General features: G+C 74.2%; 14 protein-coding genes and 1 pseudogene. 13 read left to right on the top strand and 2 right to left on the bottom strand.

Translation table 11 applies throughout. The annotated features are described in order from the left end of the window. The 9 genes and pseudogenes from ACFU74_RS29900 to htpX all read left to right on the top strand — a co-directional run. Positions 1-471, top strand: a pseudogene (locus ACFU74_RS29900) (NADH-quinone oxidoreductase subunit C); the annotation flags it as partial. Then, the gene (nuoH, locus tag ACFU74_RS29895) at positions 468-1427 is read left to right on the top strand and encodes an NADH-quinone oxidoreductase subunit NuoH (RefSeq protein ID WP_380762293.1); all 960 of its coding nucleotides are present in this window, start codon (positions 468-470) and stop codon (positions 1425-1427) included. The pseudogene ACFU74_RS29900 and the gene nuoH, both read left to right, overlap by 4 nt. Then, positions 1424-2017, top strand: a complete 594-nt coding sequence (locus tag ACFU74_RS29890; protein ID WP_380762291.1) for a NuoI/complex I 23 kDa subunit family protein — start codon at positions 1424-1426, stop codon at positions 2015-2017. The genes nuoH and ACFU74_RS29890 overlap by 4 nt, the downstream gene beginning before the upstream one ends. Then, the gene (locus ACFU74_RS29885; RefSeq protein WP_380762290.1) at positions 2014-2739 is read left to right on the top strand and encodes an NADH-quinone oxidoreductase subunit J; all 726 of its coding nucleotides are present in this window, start codon (positions 2014-2016) and stop codon (positions 2737-2739) included. The genes ACFU74_RS29890 and ACFU74_RS29885 overlap by 4 nt, the downstream gene beginning before the upstream one ends. After that, complete coding sequence (gene nuoK / locus ACFU74_RS29880) at positions 2739-3116, top strand: NADH-quinone oxidoreductase subunit NuoK (protein ID WP_380762289.1); 378 nt, start codon at positions 2739-2741, stop codon at positions 3114-3116. Before ACFU74_RS29885 ends, nuoK begins: the two co-directional genes overlap by 1 nt. After that, a complete protein-coding gene (locus ACFU74_RS29875) occupies positions 3113-5146 on the top strand; it encodes an NADH-quinone oxidoreductase subunit L (protein WP_380762287.1) in 2034 nt (677 codons plus the stop codon). The genes nuoK and ACFU74_RS29875 overlap by 4 nt, the downstream gene beginning before the upstream one ends. A 56-nt stretch (positions 5147-5202) precedes the next feature. Next, positions 5203-6759, top strand: coding sequence for a NuoM family protein (locus ACFU74_RS29870; protein ID WP_380762285.1), 1557 nt, complete (start codon positions 5203-5205; stop codon positions 6757-6759). A 101-nt stretch (positions 6760-6860) separates the two neighbouring features. Continuing rightward, the gene (locus ACFU74_RS29865) at positions 6861-8351 is read left to right on the top strand and encodes an NADH-quinone oxidoreductase subunit N (RefSeq protein ID WP_380762295.1); all 1491 of its coding nucleotides are present in this window, start codon (positions 6861-6863) and stop codon (positions 8349-8351) included. 162 nt (positions 8352-8513) lie between these two features. Continuing rightward, the gene (gene htpX, locus ACFU74_RS29860) at positions 8514-9374 is read left to right on the top strand and encodes a zinc metalloprotease HtpX (protein ID WP_380762283.1); all 861 of its coding nucleotides are present in this window, start codon (positions 8514-8516) and stop codon (positions 9372-9374) included. 5 nt (positions 9375-9379) lie between these two features. Here htpX and ACFU74_RS29855 read toward each other — a convergent pair whose 3' ends face one another. After that, on the bottom strand, positions 9380-10840 hold the full coding sequence (locus ACFU74_RS29855) for a PLP-dependent aminotransferase family protein (protein ID WP_380762281.1): 1461 nt from the start codon (positions 10838-10840) through the stop codon (positions 9380-9382). On the opposite strand from ACFU74_RS29855, the gene ACFU74_RS29850 reads away from it, so the two are divergent. Beyond that, positions 10839-11789 carry a DMT family transporter gene (locus tag ACFU74_RS29850; protein WP_380762279.1) on the top strand — a complete coding sequence of 317 codons (951 nt, stop codon included), beginning with the start codon at positions 10839-10841 and terminating at the stop codon, positions 11787-11789. The genes ACFU74_RS29855 and ACFU74_RS29850 overlap by 2 nt on opposite strands. Before the next feature lie 54 nt (positions 11790-11843). Here ACFU74_RS29850 and ACFU74_RS29845 read toward each other — a convergent pair whose 3' ends face one another. After that, positions 11844-12350: a hypothetical protein gene (locus ACFU74_RS29845; RefSeq protein ID WP_380762277.1), complete on the bottom strand. Its 507-nt coding sequence runs from the start codon at positions 12348-12350 to the stop codon at positions 11844-11846. 214 nt (positions 12351-12564) lie between these two features. Between ACFU74_RS29845 and ctaD the strand changes: the two genes are divergently transcribed. The 3 genes from ctaD to ACFU74_RS29830 are packed head-to-tail and all read left to right on the top strand — an operon-like array spanning position 12565 to position 15718. Then, positions 12565-14286: a cytochrome c oxidase subunit I gene (gene ctaD / locus ACFU74_RS29840; RefSeq protein ID WP_380762275.1), complete on the top strand. Its 1722-nt coding sequence runs from the start codon at positions 12565-12567 to the stop codon at positions 14284-14286. Positions 14287-14322: 36 nt separating this feature from the next. After that, positions 14323-14754, top strand: coding sequence for a BlaI/MecI/CopY family transcriptional regulator (locus ACFU74_RS29835; protein ID WP_380762273.1), 432 nt, complete (start codon positions 14323-14325; stop codon positions 14752-14754). 10 nt (positions 14755-14764) lie between these two features. Next, positions 14765-15718: a M48 family metalloprotease gene (locus tag ACFU74_RS29830; protein ID WP_380762271.1), complete on the top strand. Its 954-nt coding sequence runs from the start codon at positions 14765-14767 to the stop codon at positions 15716-15718. Positions 15719-15884 lie beyond the last annotated feature (166 nt).

Genomic DNA, 15884 nt, shown 5'->3' with positions numbered 1-15884 from the left:
GGCCCAGACCGTGAGGCGTACGGCCGGAGCTCCCGCGGCGGCGGCCCGGTGCGGGCCGACCGGCCGCGGCGGACGCGTTCGGTCTCCGAGGGGTCGGCGAGCCAGGCGGCCGGCGAGGCCTCCGGGGCTGCCGGGGCCACCGATGCGGCCGGGGCCGCCGGGGTCGCTCCGGCGGAGGAGAAGCCCGCGGTGCGGACGGACCGGCCGCGGCGGACCAGGTCGGTCTCCGAGGGGTCGGTCAGCCAGGCACCGGGCGAGGCCGCCCCGGCCCCGGCCCGGACGCAGTCCTCCGACGCGCCGTGGCACAACCCGGTGCCGGCGCACGACGAGCCCGCGAAGCCGGCCGTCGAGAAGCCCGCCGGTGAGGAGCCGGTGGCCGGGGAGCCTGCTGCCGAGGAGCCGGCCGGCGCGGAGAAGACGAGCGAGACGCCACCGGCCGAGTCGGCCGGCCAGGACGGAGACGGCGCGTGAACCTGTTCGACACGGTGCTGCGCTGCGTCGCCACACTGGTCGTCTTCCTCGTCCTCCCCCTGGTCATCGGCCAGACCGAGCACAAGGTGATGGCGCACATGCAGGGCCGCCTCGGCCCGATGTACGCCGGCGGCTTCCACGGCTGGGCGCAGCTGATCGCGGACGGCGTGAAGTTCGCCCAGAAGGAGGACATCGTCCCGGCCGGCGCCGACCGGCGGATCTTCCAGCTGGCGCCCGCCGTCTCGCTGCTGCCGTACCTGCTGGTGCTGCTGGCGATCCCGGTCGGACCGGACGGCTTCGTCGGGCAGGCGGTGGACGCGGGCCTGTTCTTCGTGCTCGCCGTCATGGGTGTCGGCGTGATCGGCAAGCTGATGGCCGGCTGGGCCTCGGCCAACAAGTTCTCGCTGCTCGGCGGTCTGCGGACGGCCGCGCAGCTGATGTCCTACGAGCTGCCGATGGTGCTCGCCGCCGCCTCCGTGGCGATGGCCGCCGGGACGCTCTCGCTGCCCGGGATCATGGACGCCTGGGAGTGGTACTGGATCCCGTGGCAGCTGATCGGCGGCTTCGTGTTCTTCACGGCCGGCCTGGCCGAGCTCCAGCGCCCGCCGTTCGACATGCCGGTCGCCGACTCCGAGATCATCTTCGGCGCTTACACCGAGTACACCGGTCTGCGCTTCGCGCTGTTCCTGCTCTCCGAGTACGCGGGCATCCTGGTGGTCTCCGCGCTGACCGCCGTGCTCTTCCTCGGCGGCTGGCACGGCCCGCTGCCGGACCAGCTCGGCTGGCTGTGGACCCTGCTGAAGACCTTCGCGCTGGCCTTCGTGGTGATCTGGCTGCGGGTCACCTACCCCCGGCTGCGCGAGGACCAGCTGATGCGCTTCGCGTGGACGGTGCTGATCCCGCTCGCGCTCGTCCAGCTGGCCCTCACCGGCATCATCAAGGTGGCGATCTCATGAGTTTCCCCGGTGCGGGCCTGGCCAAGGGCCTGGCCGTCACCCTGCGGACGATGACGAGGAAGAGCATCACCGCGCAGTACCCCGACGTGCAGCCGAGCCTTCCGCCGCGCTCGCGCGGCGTGATCGCGCTGCTGGAGGAGAACTGCACGGTCTGCATGCTCTGCGCCCGTGAGTGCCCGGACTGGTGCATCTACATCGACTCCCACAAGGAGACGCTGCCGGCCGCCGACCCGAACGCGCGTGCCCGCACCCGCAATGTGCTGGACCGGTTCGCCATCGACTTCTCGCTCTGCATGTACTGCGGGATCTGCATCGAGGTGTGCCCGTTCGACGCGCTGTTCTGGTCGCCCGAGTTCGAGTACGCGGAGACGGACATCCTGGAGCTGACCCACGAGCGGGACCGGCTGCGGGAGTGGATGTGGACCGTGCCGGTGCCGCCGGCGCTGGACCCGGCGGCCGAGGAGCCCAAGGAGATCGCCACCGCGCGCAAGGCCGCCGACAAGCTGGCCGCCGCCGCGGTCAAGGCGGCCGCCGAAGCCGCCGAGGCCGCCGAGGCCGCCGACGCGGCGCAGGACGGTGGTGACGCGTGAAGGGCGCCGCCGCGCTGCTCGCCGCGACCGGGTCGCTGGACCCGGCCGCGCGCTCGTTCCTCTCCCCGACCGGGGTGGAGATCGTCTTCCTGCTGGTCGGCATCGCGGTGCTCGGCTCGGCGGTGGTCGCCGTCACCACCAGGCAGCTGGTGCACGCCGCGCTCTGGCTGGTGGTCGCGCTCGGCGGGCTGGCGGTGGAGTTCCTGCTGCTCACCGCCGAGTTCATCGCCTGGGTGCAGGTGCTGATCTACCTCGGCTCGGTGGTCGTGCTGGTGCTGTTCGGGCTGATGCTCACCAAGGCGCCGATCGGGCGCTCACCGGACGCCGACTCCAAGAACCGCTGGGTCGCCCTGGTGGTCGCGCTGGCCTCGGCCGGAACGCTGGTGACGCTGGTCGTGGACGCCTTCCGGACGTCCTGGATCGACCTCGGCGCGGGCGGCGGCTCGGCGGCGGCGACCGGTGAGAGCCTGTTCCGGACCTGGGTGCTGCCCTTCGAGGCGCTCTCGGTGCTGCTGCTGGCCGCGCTGGTCGGCGCGATCGTGCTGTCGCGCGGCAACGGGCGGCGGGTGCCGGCGCCCCGGGCCGGACGGATCCGGGCCGGACGGCCGGTCGGCTCCAACGGGACGGTCGCCCAGAACGCGCCCGCCGCGCCGACCGCGCCCGCCGCGCCCGCGTCGTCCGAGGCGGCCGCCTCCGAGACCACTCCGGCGGAGGAGAGCTGATGCACCTCGCCTACCCCGTCGTCCTCGCCGCGCTGCTGTTCAGCGTCGGCGTCTACGGCGTGCTCGCCCGGCGCAACGTCATCCTGGTGCTGATGTCCGTCGAGCTGATGCTCAACGCCGTCAACCTCAACCTCGTCGCCTTCGACGCCTGGCTGCGCGACTCGCTGCACGCCGGGCAGGCGCTGACCCTGTTCACCATCACCGTCGCCGCCGCCGAGATCGGCCTCGGGCTCGCCATCGTCCTACTGCTGTTCCGGGCCCGGGGCACGGCGGACATCGACCGGGTCACCGCGCTCGGCGACCCGGCCGAGTCCACCGCCGACACCGAGCGGGCGCCGGACGGAGCCGAGGCGCTGAAGGGCCAGGCCGCCGCATGAACCTCGCCCTGCCCGCCCTCGTCCCCGCGCTGCCCGCGCTCGGCGCGGCGGCCACCCTGGCCGCCGGAAAGCGCGCGCCCGGCCTCGCCCGGCCGCTGGCGATCGTGCCGGTCGCCGTCTCGGCGGTGCTCGCGCTGGTCGTCGCGATCCAGCTCGGCAGCGGCCAGGCGCTGGACGCCGCCACCCGGCTCACCCCGACCGGCGGCCCCGACATCGCGCTCGCGATCCACCTGGACGGCTTCAGCTCGCTGATCTCGGTGCTGGTCGGCCTGGTCGCCACCTGTGTGCAGGTCTACTCGACCGCGTACCTCAAGGACGATCCGCGCTACCCCTCGTACGCGGCGCTGGTCTCGCTGTTCACGGCGGCGATGTTCCTGGTCGTCTACTCCGGCGACCTGGTCGTGCTGCTGGTCGGCTGGGAGGTCATGGGCATCTGCTCGTACTTCCTGATCGGCCACCACTGGGAGACCGAGGACGCCCGCTCCGCCTCGCTGAAGGCCTTCCTGGTCACCAAGCTCGGCGACGTGCCGTTCCTGTTCGGAATCTTCCTGCTCGGCGCCGACGCCGGGAGCTTCCGGATCGAGGACGTGCTGCGGGCCGCCACCGAGGGGCGGCTCGGCCACCCGACGCTGGTCGCGCTGCTGCTGCTGGCCGGGGTGGCCGGCAAGAGCGCGCAGTTCCCGCTGCACACCTGGCTGCCCGACGCGATGGCGGGCCCGACGCCGGTCTCCGCGCTGATCCACGCCGCCACCATGGTCGCGGCCGGCATCTACCTGGTGGCCCGGCTGCTGCCGGTCTTCCTGCTCTCCGGCGCGGCGCTGGTCGTGCTGGCGGTGATGGCCGCCGTGACGATGATCGGCTCGGCGCTCTGCGCGCTCGCCCAGGACGACCTCAAGCGGGTGCTGGCCTACTCGACCGTCGGCCAGCTCGGCTACATGGCCGGCGCACTGGCCAGCGGCGACCGGCAGGCCTCGGTCTTCCACCTGGTCAGCCACGGCGCGTTCAAGGCGCTGCTGTTCCTCGCGGCCGGTGTGGTGATCCACGCCGCGCACACCAACTCGATCTCCGCGATGTCCCGGATCCCCGGACTGCGCAAGCGCGTCCCGGACGCCTACTGGACGATGGGCATCGCCCTGGTCGCCCTGGTCGGCCTGCCGCCGTTCGCCGGCTTCTTCAGCAAGGAGGCGGTGCTCACCGCCGCCGAGCACGCCGCCAACGGCGAGGCGCTGACCAACGGCCTCGGCCCCGCCTCGGCGGTGCCGCAGGCGGCCGGCTGGATCGTGCTGATCTCGGCCGGACTCACCGCGCTGCTCACCGCAGCGTACGCGGCCCGGCTGTTCCTGGTGGCCTTCCACAGCCCGGCCGGCGCGGCCGCGGCCGCGGCCGCAGCGGCGCCGGTGGTCGCGCCCGCCGCCGACCGGGGCACGGTCGTCGGCGACCACGAGGCCGACGCGCCGTACTCGCCAGAGCTCGACGAGGCCGACCCGGCCGTCGCCGAGCCGCCCGCGATGCGCTGGCCGCTGTGGGTGCTGGCCGTGCCGACCATGGGCTTCGGCATCGCCGGCCTGCGCTCGGACTGGCTGCCCGCGCTGCTGGACGGCGGCTCGCTGCGGCCCTCCGCGGTCACCGCCGTCATCGGCACCGGCCTCGCCGTGGTCGGCGCGCTGCTGGCCTACGGGGCCTGGCGCTCGGCCACCGTCCGGGTGCCCGGGCAGGCCGGAGCCCCGGCCGCCGAGGCGGCCGTCGCCGACCCCGGGCGCGCCCTGCTCGGCCCGCTGTTCGGCCCGGCCCGGCACGGCTTCGGCGTCGACCGGCTCTACAGCGCGCTGTTCGTCCGCCCGGTCGAGGCCGCCGCCCGGCTCGTCCGCTTCCTCGACCGCGAGGTCGTGGAGACGTACGTGCGCGGCGCCGGCGCTGGCGCGGGCCTGCTCGGCCGTGCCGTGCGGCTCGCCCAGACCGGCAACGCGCAGACCTACCTCAGCGCGCTGCTCGCCGGCGTCGTCCTGCTGGCCGTCCTGGTGGCGGTGTAGCCGATGCCGTACCTCCCTTCCCCGTCCGCTGCCGTGGTTGTCGCTAGGAGCCCCCGATGAACGCGGTCCTCATCGCCCTCCTGGTGCTGCCGCTGCTCGGCGCAGCGCTCACCCTGGCCCCGGTGTTCGGCGCCGACCCGGCCGCCGCCGACCGGCGCGCGCTGCGCTTCAGCACCGTGGTGACCGGCGCCGTCCTGGTGCTCACCGTCGTCCTGGCGGCCGGCTTCGACCACGACGAGCCCGCCCGGATGCAGGCCACCACCGACGTGTCCTGGATCCCGGCCGTCGGCGTGCGCCTCCACCTGGGCGTGGACGGTATCTCGCTGCCGCTGATCGTCCTGACCTCGCTGCTCACCTTCCTCTGCGCGCTGTACTCCGAGCGGCGGCTGCCGTCCGGGGAGAAGGTGCCCTCGGCCCGGGCCTTCGTCGGGCTGTTCCTCCTCCTCGAAGTCGGCATGCTCGCCACCTTCGCGGTGCTGGACCTCCTGCTCTTCTTCCTGGCCTTCGAGATCGTGCTGATCCCGATGTACTTCCTGATCGCCCGCTGGGGCAGCGGGGCGAAGGTGCCGGCCGCCAACCGGTTCATCCTGTACACGCTGCTCGGCTCGGCCGTGATGCTGCTCGGCTTCCTGCTGATCGGCGGCAAGGCGGGCACCTACGACATGCAGGCCCTCGCCGCCGCCCACGGCTCCGGCCTGAGCCACTCCACCCAGGTGATCGCCGCGCTGGCGATCATGGTCGGGCTCGCGGTCAAGGCCCCCGCCTGGCCGCTGCACAGCTGGCTCCCGGACGCGCACACGGCGGCCCCGACGGTGGGCTCCGTGCTGCTCGCCGGCGTGCTGCTGAAGATGGGTACCTACGGCCTGGTCCGCGTCCTCCTCCCGGTCGTGCCCGACGGCACCACGACGCTCGCCCCCTACCTGGGCGCGTTCGCCGCCGTGGGCATCGTCTACGGCTCGCTGGCCTGCCTGGCCCTCGCCCGGAGGGGCGCCAAGGGCGACCTCAAGCGCCTGATCGCCTACTCCTCCGTCGGCCACATGGGCTTCGTCCTGCTGGGCATCGCCTCCCTCACCCCGGTCGGCGTCAACGGCGCGCTGTTCGCCAACATCGCGCACGGCCTGATCACCGGCCTGCTGTTCTTCGTCGTCGGGGCGCTCAAGGACCGCTACGGCACGGCGGACCTCGACACCCTCGCCGGTACCACCGGCGCCGCCCTCTACGGGCGGGCACCACGGCTCGGCGCGCTGCTCGCCTTCGCCGCCGTCGCCAGCCTCGGACTGCCCGGGCTGGCCGGCTTCTGGGGCGAGCTGCTCGCGATGTTCGGCGCGTTCGACCCGGCCGAGGGCCTCTCGCGCCCCGCGTTCGTCACCTACATGGTCCTGGCCGGTATCGGCACCCTCCTCACCGCCGCGTACCTGCTGATCGTGGTCAAGCGCGTCTGCATGGGCGACCCGAAGCAGCCCGCCCCGGTGGCCGAGCTCGCCGACCTGCGCCCGTACGAGGCCGTCAGCTGGACGCCGCTGGCCGCGCTCACCCTGCTCGCCGGTCTCTGGCCCGCGCTGCTGCTCGGCCTCTCCGACCCCGCCGTCAAACACCTCCTCGGGGGTGGCTGATCATGCTCGGCACCGCACTCGGACCTCACTCCACGGGGCAGACCACTGTGACCTCCCTCGCCGTCGCCAACCCGGGCAGCCTGATCCAGTCCGTGGACTGGATGGCGATCGCGCCCCCGCTGATCGCCGCACTGGCCGCCCTCGCGGTCCTGGTCACCGACCTCTTCCTGCCCGCGCAGCACAGGAAGTGGCTGGGCCGGCTCGCCGCCGCCGGACTCGCCCTCGCGCTCATCTCGCTCCTCCCGCTCACCGGTGGATCACCCCGCGCCACCTTCTGTGCGCAGAACGTAACAGGAGCCACTGACAACACCGCCGGCTGCTCCTACGTCGCCGACCACTTCGCCCTGGTCTTCCAGCTGCTCGCGCTCGGCGGCGCGCTGATCGCCGCACTGCTCTCCGCGCACACGGTGGAGGACGAGAAGCTGCCCGGCGGCGAGTACTGGTTCCTGCTGCTCGCCAGCGCCACCGGCGCCGCCCTGCTGCCCGCCTCCCGCGACCTCGCCACCCTGGTGATCGCCCTGGAGGTGGCCTCGCTGCCCGCCTTCGCCCTGGTCGCGCTGCGCCGGGACGGCCGGGGCGCCGAGGCCGCGCTGAAGTTCTTCCTCTCTTCCGTCACCGCGACCGCCGTGATGCTGCTCGGCGTCGGCTTCGTCTACGCGGCGAGCGGCAGCCTGCACCTGGGCGCCGTCGCCACCGGCCTGGAGCAGGCACCCGCCCAGCTCAAGCCGCTGGCCGAGGCGGGCGCCGTGCTCACCCTGGTCGGCTTCGCCTTCAAGGTCGCCGCCGTCCCGTTCCACTTCTGGGTGCCGGACACCTACACCGGCGCCCCGCTGCCGGTGGCCGGCTACCTCTCGGTGGTCGGCAAGGCGGCCGGCCTGGCCGGTCTGGCACTGGCCGCCACCATCGCCTTCCGCCCGTACGCGCACACCTGGGGCCTGGTGCTCGCGGTGCTGGCCGCCGTCACCATGACGGCCGGCAACGTGGGCGCGCTGCGCCAGCGCTTCGACACCCGCCACAGCGCGGTCCGGCTGCTCGCCTGGTCCTCGGTGGGCCAGGCCGGCTACCTGCTGGTCCCGCTGGCCGCGGCCGGCTACGCGCCCACCGCGACCGACCCGCTGGGCGCCACCGCCGCGTACGCGCTGATCTACGGCGTGGTCAACCTCGGCGCCTTCGGCGTGGTGGCGGCGGTCGGCCGCCGGGCCGGGACCAGCGTGGACGACTTCCGCGGCCTGTTCGCGCGCCGCCGCTGGACGGCGCTGGCGCTGGCGTTCTTCCTGCTCTGCCTGGCCGGACTGCCGCCGGGCGTGATCGGCCTGTTCGGCAAGGTGGTGGTGTTCCAGGCGGCCGTGGACGCCGGCCTCGGCTGGCTGGCCGTGGTGATGGCGGTCAATGTGGTCGTCGCCCTGTACTACTACCTGCTCTGGACCGCCCGGCTGTTCGCCCCCGCGGACGAGGCCGTGACGGCCGCGGCCCCCGAACGGCGCCTGCCGGTGTCGCTGACCGCCACCCTGGGGCTCACCGCCTCGGCGGCGGTGGTGCTCTCGGTGGCCCCGCAGCTGGTCCTCCAGGTGGTCGGCGGCTCGCTGTTCTGACCCCGGTGCGGGGTGCGCGCCGGGACGGCGGACGGTGCGGGCCGGTCACCCGGCAGGGTGTCGCGCTGGTCACAAGGGAACAAGGCCCCAGGTTTCGCCCGTTGACGGGGCAGGAGGGACGAGGCAGAAAGGGCTTCCCCACGCACCATTGGAGGGCCAGCCGTGCACCGCCGGCACAACGGACTGAGGACCGCCGCCCTGCTCGGCGGCCTCTCGGCGCTGATCCTGGTGATCGGCAGCTTCTTCGGCCGCACGGGCTTCGTGCTCGCCCTGCTGGTCGCCCTCGGCACCAACGCCTACGCGTACTGGAACAGCGACAAGCTCGCGCTGCGCGCCATGCGGGCCCGCCCGGTGAGCGAGATCGAGGCCCCGCGGCTGTACCGGATCGTCCGCGAGCTCTCCACCGCGGCCCGCCAGCCGATGCCCCGCCTCTACATCTCGCCGACCCCGGCCCCCAACGCCTTCGCCACCGGCCGCAACCCGCGCAACGCGGCGGTCTGCTGCACCGACGGCATCCTGCAACTGCTCGACGAGCGCGAGCTGCGCGGCGTCCTCGGCCACGAGCTGAGCCACGTCTACAACCGGGACATCCTGATCTCCTCGGTGGCCGGGGCGCTCGCCTCGGTGGTGATGTTCCTGGTGAACTTCGCCTGGCTGATCCCGTTCGGCCGCAGCGACGACGACGACGGCCCGGGCCTGTTCGGGATGCTCGCGATCATGATCCTCGGCCCGGTCGCGGCCTCGCTGATCCAGCTGGCCGTCAGCCGCTCCCGGGAGTACCAGGCCGACGCCGACGGCGCCCGGATCACCGGCGACCCGCTGGCCCTGGCGAGTGCGCTGCGCAAGCTGGACGCCGGAACCAGGCAGCTGCCGCTGCCGCCGGAGCCGCAGATCCAGACCGCCAGCCACATGATGATCGCAAGCCCGTTCCGGCCGGGCGAGGCCGGGGCGAAGCTCTTCTCCACCCACCCGCCGATGGCCGAGCGGATCGCCCGGCTGGAGCGGATGGCCGGCCACCGGTAGGTCCCTCAGCCGGTGACCTCCTCGAAGGCCAGCCGCAGCCGGTGGACGCCCTCCGCCACCTGGGCGGAGCTCTCGGCGGCTGCGTAGCTCAGCCGCAGGTGCGGGGCCGGCGGCTCGGCGGCGTGGTACGGGCGCCCGGGCGCCACCTGGACGCCGGCCCGCAGGGCGGCGACGGTGAGCGCCCCGTCGTCGACGCCGTCCGGGAGCCGCAGCCACAGGTGGTAGCCGCCTGGCCGGTAGCTGCCGAGCACACCCGGCAGCTCGCGGTGCAGGGCCGCGACGGCGGCGGTGCGGCGGCCCAGCAGCTCGGTGCCGAGGGCCCGCAGATGGCGGGCCCAGCCGGGGTCGGCGACCAGCTCCAGCGTCGCCTCCTGCAACGGCCGGGGCACGAAGAAGCTGTCCACCACCTGGGTGGCCCGCAGCCGGGCGAGCGCCGGCCCGCGCGCCGTCAGCGCGCCGACCCGCAGGTTCGGCGAGGCGGCCTTGGTCAGCGAGCGCAGGTGCACCACCACTCCGTCGCGGTCGTCGGCGGCGAGCGGACGCGGCAGTGCGGGGGCGTCCGCGTGCACCAGCAGCCGGGAGAAGTCGTCCTCGACGACGAACGCGCCCGCCGACCGGGCGATCCGCAGCACCTCGGCGCGGCGCTCGGGGGAGAGCACCGCGCCGGTCGGGTTCTGGAACAGCGGCTGGCAGACGAAGACCCGCGCCCGGGTGGCCGCGAAGGCGTCCGCCAGCAGGTCGGTGCGCACGCCGTCGGCGTCGACCGGCACCGGGACCGGCCGCAGTCCGGCCGCCCGGACGACCGCCAGGATCCCCGGGTACGTCGGCGACTCCACCAGCACCGGCGCGCCGGGCGCGGCGAGCGAGCGCATCGCCACCGTGAGCCCGCCCTGCCCGCCGGAGGTGATGAGCACGTCCCCGGTGGTGATCGGCCCGTCGTGGCCGCCGATGTCGCGGGCGAACCAGCCGCGCAGCTCGGTGAGGCCGTCGGTGGGCGGGCGCTCCCAGGCGCCCGGCCGCCGTCCGGCCCGGCCGAGGGCGGCGGCGAGCAGGCGCTCGGGCAGCAGCGAGGCGTGCGGGTAGCCGCTGTTGAGGTCGACGACGTTCGGCGGCGGCACGCGCAGGGTGGCGAAGACCGGGTCGGCCAGCAGGTCGCGCGGTCCGGTCCCGGCGCTGAGCGCGACCTCCTGCCAGGAGAGGTCGCCGGGACGGGCGGCGGTGCCGCCGGGCACGCCGGCGCCCGGACCGCCCGCGAAGGCCGCCGCCCGGAACACCCCGGCGCCCGGGCGGGAGACCACCAGACCCTCGGCGACCAGCACGGCGATCGCGCGGGAGACCGTGCCCGGGCTGACCTGGTGGCGCTCCATCAGGGCCCGGCTCGACGGCAGCTTCCGTCCTTCGGGGTAGCGCTGCACCTCATGGCGCAGGCTGTCGGCGAGTTCGGCCACACTGCTACGCTCATTCATGAGAGAACAAGATAGCGCTACCACCCCTGTGGTGGTAGCAGCGCGGCCCGCTACGGCGCCCGCCCCCGCCTCCGCGAGTTCCCCGGGCACGGCGCAGGCCGCCCTGGGCGTCCTCTCCTTCTCCTTCAGCTTCCCCGCCACCGCCTGGGCGCTGACCGGCTTCGGCCCCTGGACGGCGACCGCTCTGCGCGGCCTGCTGGCCGGCGTGCTCGCCGCGCTCTGCCTCGCCGCCGCCCGCGTCCCGCTGCCCGAGCGCCGCCACTGGCCGGGCCTGCTGGTGGTCTCGGCCGGCTGCGTGCTGGGCTTCCCGCTGCTCACCACGCTCGCCCTGCGGACCTCCTCGACGGCGCACTCGGCCGTCGTCATCGGGCTGCTGCCGCTGGCCACCGCCGCCTTCGCCGCCGTGCGCTCGCGCCGGGACGGCCGTCGCCCGTCGAGGCTGTTCTGGGGCGCGGCGCTGGCCGGGGCGGCGGCGGTGCTCGGCTTCACCCTGGTGCAGAGCCACGGCCGGCCCGGCCCCGCCGACCTCTGCCTGTTCGCGGCGCTGCTGGTCTGCGCGGCCGGGTACGCGGAGGGCGGGCGGATCTCCCGGGAGCTGCCCGGCTGGCAGGTGATCGGCTGGGCGGTGGCCGCCGCGCTGCCGGTCACCGCGCTGGCCACGGCCCTGGCGCTGCCCGCCGAGCCGCTGCCGGCCGGCGGCCTCGGCGCGAAGGCGGTGGCCGGGCTGCTGTACACGGCGGCGGTCTCGCAGTTCGGCGGGTTCGTGGTCTGGTACCGGGGGATGGCGCTGATCGGGGTCCCGCGGGCGAGCCAGCTCCAGCTGGCCCAGCCGCTGGTCACGCTCGTCTGGTCGGTGCTGCTGCTCGGCGAGGAACTGCCGGCCGCCGCGCCCGTGACGGCGGTGGTGGTGCTGCTCTGCATCGCGCTCACCCAGCGGGCCCGGGCGTGACACGGCTCCGCCCGGTCCCGCCGACGGCGCGGGGGACCGGGCGGAGCGGCGGGATCAGTGGCCGGCCTCGGCGGGCTTGTAGACGCACAGGGCCCAGATGATGAAGACGTCCAGCGCGATCACCACGATCGACCAGCCCGGGTAGTAGGGCATCGACAGGAAGGCGTCGACGGCGCTCACCGCGGTGATGACGATACCGGCGTACCGCGCCCAGGCGGCCCCCGTGAGGAGGAAGGCGCCGACCAGGGCGACCAGCACGCCGACGACGATGTGGATCCAGCCCCAGCCGGTGAGGTCGAAGCGGAAGACGTAGCGGCTGGTGCTCAGGAAGACCTCGTCCTCGTGGACCGCCATGATGCCGCGCAGCACCTCCATGATGCCGTTGATCAGCATCAGGACACCGGCGAACACCACGAAGCCGGGCGCCCACTCGCGGGACCGGTGGTGCGGGGGCGGCGGGGGCGGCCGGCCGCTTCCGTCGCGCCGGGGCGGTGGCTCGTCGGACGGCGCGGGCCGGTCCGGTGACGGTTGGCCGGGCGGCGGGGACGACGTGCTGCTCATGGGTTCCTCCAGGACCGTACGCCGGGGCCGGACAGGCACTCCCGGACAGGTGTGCGGAGAGGCGTGCGGACTTCGACCGTCCGATCCCGGCCGGTGCCGGGCAACCGGGCCGCGCCTGTTCGGGTGACCCGGCCCGCGCGCCCCCGTCCACCTCCGCCGGCCGGCCGGTACTGGTGGGTCCGACCCCTGCCCCGGACCCCGGAAGGCGCAGCGCGTGACCCTCCTGCCGAAGGACACCGCGGAGCAGCAGCCCCCGCACCCGTCGCGCCCGTCCGCCCGGTCGGAGCGCCGCCGCGCCGCCCGCCGCCGGCACGGCCGGGCCCTGGTCGGCTGGCTGACCACCACCGACCACAAGCGGATCGGCACCCTCTACATCACCACCTCCTTCCTGTTCTTCCTGTTCGGAGGGCTGATGGCGATGCTGATGCGGATCGAGCTGGCCCGCCCCGGGCTCCAACTGCTCTCCAACGAGGAGTTCAACCAGCTCTTCACCATGCACGGCACGATCATGCTGCTGATGTTCGCGACCCCGCTGTTCGCCGGCTTCGCCAACTGGATCATGCCGTTGCAGCTCGGCGCCCCCGACGTCGCCTTCCCCCGGCTGAACGCGATCGCCTACTGGCTGTACCTGTTCGGCTCGCTGATCGTCGTCTACGGCTTCCTCACCCCGGACGGCGCGGCCGACTTCGGCTGGTTCGCCTACGCGCCGCTGAACGGCGCCGACCACTCGCCGGGCCTCGGCGCCGACCTGTGGATCATGGGCCTGGCCCTGTCCGGCTTCGGCACCATCCTCGGCTCGGTCAACTTCATCACCACGATCGTCTGCTTCCGGGCGCCCGGGATGACGCTCTTCCGGATGCCGATCTTCGTCTGGAACGTCCTGCTGACCGCGGTCCTGGTGCTCTTCGCCTTCCCGGTGCTGGCGGCCGCGCTGCTCTGCCTGGAGTCCGACCGGCGCTTCGGCTCGCACGTGTTCGACGCGGCCAACGGCGGGGCGCTGCTCTGGCAGCACCTGTTCTGGTTCTTCGGGCACCCGGAGGTCTACATCATCGCGCTGCCGTTCTTCGGCATCGTCACCGAGATCATCCCGGTGTTCAGCCGCAAGCCGATCTTCGGCTACACCGGGCTGATCGGCGCGACCGTCGCCATCACCGGCCTGTCGATCACCGTCTGGGCGCACCACATGTTCGTCACCGGGCAGGTGCTGCTGCCGTTCTTCTCGATCATGACGATGCTGATCGCGGTGCCCACCGGGGTGAAGTTCTTCAACTGGATCGGCACCATGTGGCGGGGCTCGCTCAGCTTCGAGACGCCGATGCTATGGTCCGTCGGCTTCCTGGTCACCTTCCTGTTCGGCGGCCTCACCGGGGTGCTGCTGGCCGCGCCGCCGATCGACTTCCACGTCTCCGACTCGTACTTCGTCGTCGCGCACTTCCACTACGTGGTGTTCGGGACGGTGGTCTTCGCGATGTTCGCCGGCTTCCACTTCTGGTGGCCCAAGTTCACCGGCCGGCTGCTCGACGAGCGGCTCGGCCGGATCCACTTCTGGACCCTCTTCGCGGGCTTCCACGCCACCTTCCTGGTCCAGCACTGGCTCGGTGCCGAGGGCATGCCGCGCCGGTACGCCGACTACCTGGCCTCCGACGGGTTCACCGCGCTCAACACCGTCTCCAGCATCGGATCGTTCCTGCTCGGGATCTCCACCCTGCCGTTCCTGTACAACGTCTGGCGCACCGCCCGGTACGGCGAGGAGGTCACCGTCGACGACCCGTGGGGCTACGGGCGCTCGCTGGAGTGGGCCACCTCCTGCCCACCGCCCCGACACAATTTCGTCACGCTTCCCCGGGTCCGCTCCGAGTCGCCCGCCTTCGACCTCCACCACCCCGAGATCACCGAGATCGGCCGGCGGCAGAACGCCCGCGCACCACAAGCCTGATTCCCGGTCCTTTACCTTCTCGTTAGGATGACCGGCATGGCAGAGGACACCGCAGAGGACACCAACATCCCGGTGGCCGGCGACCCGCGGGCCCGCCGGCGCGGCCAGGGCGAGCTGGAGGCGCAGGTGCTGGCGGTGCTCCAGCGCGCACCCGGCCCCGTCACCGCGGGCTGGGTCCAGGAGCGCCTGGACGGCGACCTCGCCTACACCACCGTGATGACCATCCTCTCCCGGCTGCACGCCAAGGACGCCGTCACCCGCACCCGCTCCGGCCGCTCCTACCTCTGGCAGGCCTCCTCCGACGCGGCCGGCCTCGCCGCACTGCGGATGCGCCGCGTGCTGGACGGCGAACCCGACCGCGACGCCGTGCTCGCCAGCTTCGTCACCGCGCTGCTCCCGCACGACGAGGAACTGCTGCGCACCCTGCTCGACAGCGCCTGCGGCCCGGCCCCCGAGCACGAAGGCTGACCTCCGCACCGTGGGCGTCTTCGTCTTCCTCCCCCTCGTCCTGCCGCTGACGGCGCTGCCCATCGCCCGCCTCGCCGAGCAGCACCTGCACCCGCGCGGCGCCGCCCGGCTGCTCACCGGGATCAGCATCGTGATGGCCCTGTGCAGCGCGCTCTGCCTGGCCCTGATCGGCGTCGTCGGCACCGCGCAGATCCCCGGCAACCCGCTGCCCGACAGCTGGTCCGACCCCGAGGTCCGGGCCGCCCTGCCCTACCACGAGACGGTCGGCACGGCGGCGCTGCTCGTCCTCGCCGCCGTCCTGGCCACCGTCGGCCGCACGCTCGCCCGCCACCTGCGGATCCGCGCCCGCGCCCGGCGCGCCCTCGGCCGGGCGCTGCCCGCCACGTCCGACGTCGCGCTGCTGCCCGACCCGGCCCCGTACGCCTACGCGCTCCCCGGCTCACCGCGCTCGCCGGGCCGGGTCGTCGTCTCCACCGGCATGCTGGCCGGCCTCGCCGAGGACGAGCGCGCCGCCCTGCTCGCCCACGAACGCGCCCACCTGACCCACCGGCACCACCGCCACCTGCTGGCCACCCAGCTGGCCGGCTGCGTCAACCCGTTCCTGCGCCCGCTCCAGGGCGCCGTCGCCTACAGCGCGGAGCGCTGGGCCGACGAGGAGTCCGCCCAGGCCGTCGGCGACCGCAGGGTCACCGCCCGTGCCGTCGCCCGCGCCGCCCTCGCCACCCACCACCGCCCGCCCGCGGCCTACGCGGCCTTCCCCGCCTTCGCCGCCCCGGGCCCCGTCCCCCGCCGCGTCGCCGCCCTCCTCGGCCCCGTCCCCACCGCCCGCAACTGGCCCCCCACCCGCACCCCCGCCGGCCTCGCCGCCCTCGTCGCGGCCCTCGGCACCGCCGCCTCGGCCCTCTCCGCCCTCAACGCCGCCGTCGCCCTCCTCCTCGTCCTCAAGGCCGTCACCCCGCTCTGAATCCGGTAGCGCCCCCGGCCACCCCCGGCTGCCGGGCCCCCCCCGGGCGCCCCGGGGGGGGCCCCCCTACCCCGGCGCGCCCCCCCCGCCCGCCCCGGGCCCGGACGGCGCCGTAGACGACCCCGACCGCGCCGCCTTCGTGCACGCGCACCTCGCGGCCGTGCAC

Source organism: Kitasatospora sp. NPDC057500 (assembly GCF_042802195.1).
Taxonomy (GTDB): domain Bacteria; phylum Actinomycetota; class Actinomycetes; order Streptomycetales; family Streptomycetaceae; genus Kitasatospora.
The sequence above is the reverse complement of the archived record's forward strand: the minus strand, read 5'-3'. Positions and strand labels throughout refer to the sequence as shown.

What these genes read in the sequence shown, in the direction of transcription:
- ACFU74_RS29890 (WP_380762291.1), top strand. Translation starts at nt 1,424, where the DNA reads ATGAGTTTCCCCGGTGCGGGCCTGGCCAAGGGCCTGGCCGTCACCCTG.
- ACFU74_RS29850 (WP_380762279.1), top strand. Translation starts at nt 10,839, where the DNA reads ATGAGAGAACAAGATAGCGCTACCACCCCTGTGGTGGTAGCAGCGCGG.
- ACFU74_RS29865 (WP_380762295.1), top strand. Translation starts at nt 6,861, where the DNA reads ATGGCGATCGCGCCCCCGCTGATCGCCGCACTGGCCGCCCTCGCGGTC.
- nuoK (WP_380762289.1), top strand. Translation starts at nt 2,739, where the DNA reads ATGCACCTCGCCTACCCCGTCGTCCTCGCCGCGCTGCTGTTCAGCGTC.
- ACFU74_RS29845 (WP_380762277.1), bottom strand. Translation starts at nt 12,350, where the DNA reads ATGAGCAGCACGTCGTCCCCGCCGCCCGGCCAACCGTCACCGGACCGG.
- ACFU74_RS29875 (WP_380762287.1), top strand. Translation starts at nt 3,113, where the DNA reads ATGAACCTCGCCCTGCCCGCCCTCGTCCCCGCGCTGCCCGCGCTCGGC.
- ACFU74_RS29835 (WP_380762273.1), top strand. Translation starts at nt 14,323, where the DNA reads ATGGCAGAGGACACCGCAGAGGACACCAACATCCCGGTGGCCGGCGAC.
- ACFU74_RS29870 (WP_380762285.1), top strand. Translation starts at nt 5,203, where the DNA reads ATGAACGCGGTCCTCATCGCCCTCCTGGTGCTGCCGCTGCTCGGCGCA.
- ACFU74_RS29855 (WP_380762281.1), bottom strand. Translation starts at nt 10,840, where the DNA reads ATGAATGAGCGTAGCAGTGTGGCCGAACTCGCCGACAGCCTGCGCCAT.